Below are 617 nucleotides of genomic sequence, written 5' to 3'. Positions count from 1 at the left end.
AAAACTGAGTCATTGTTCCAATTTTCATCGTTAACCATTATTTTATTGTTGTTAGCGTTTTATGGCGGCACTTACTTATTGTCATTGTTGATTAAAAAAGACAAAGAGACGACGTCGGGTTTTATGGTCGCAGGCCATGGTGTCGGTTTTGGTATGGGTGCAGCCAGTATGACTGCTACTTGGATTTGGGCAGCATCGTTTTATGCCGCCGCTACTTCTGGCTATAAGTATGGCGTTTCAGGGCCGATACATTATGGCTTTTGGGGCGCGCTAATGATTTTATTTATCTACCCTTTTGGCATGCGCTTTCGTGAGCTTGCTCCTGATGGACATACTTTAGGCGAACTTATTCACGCTCGTCATGGCTCATCAAGCCAATTAATTTTAGCCATATCCAACCTTATGGGCAGCTTAATTAGCTTGATGGTCAATTTCACTGCGGCTGGGGCGTTGGTATCGGTACTATCACCGTTATCGTTCCAAACAGGGGTGATTATTGCGGGTGTCGGAGTACTGAGCTATACCCTAACTTCAGGGTTTCGCGCCTCAGTCTTCACTGACTTTGCCCAATTGGTCGCTTTAATGGCCATTGGTATCGTTATTATTCCGGCAGTATT

1 protein-coding gene is annotated in these 617 nt (G+C 44.7%); it reads left to right on the top strand.

Annotated features, from left to right (window positions below):
- Nucleotides 1-12 precede the first annotated feature (12 nt).
- Nucleotides 13-617, top strand: a 605-nt coding sequence (locus ACS8FD_RS22110; protein WP_439277445.1) for a sodium:solute symporter family transporter, incomplete at its 3' end; no start/stop codon positions are given.

It is taken from the genome of Psychrobacter sp. 1U2 (genome assembly GCF_051847575.1).
Note: the sequence above shows the minus strand (reverse complement) of the source record. Positions and strands in the feature narration are given on the sequence as shown.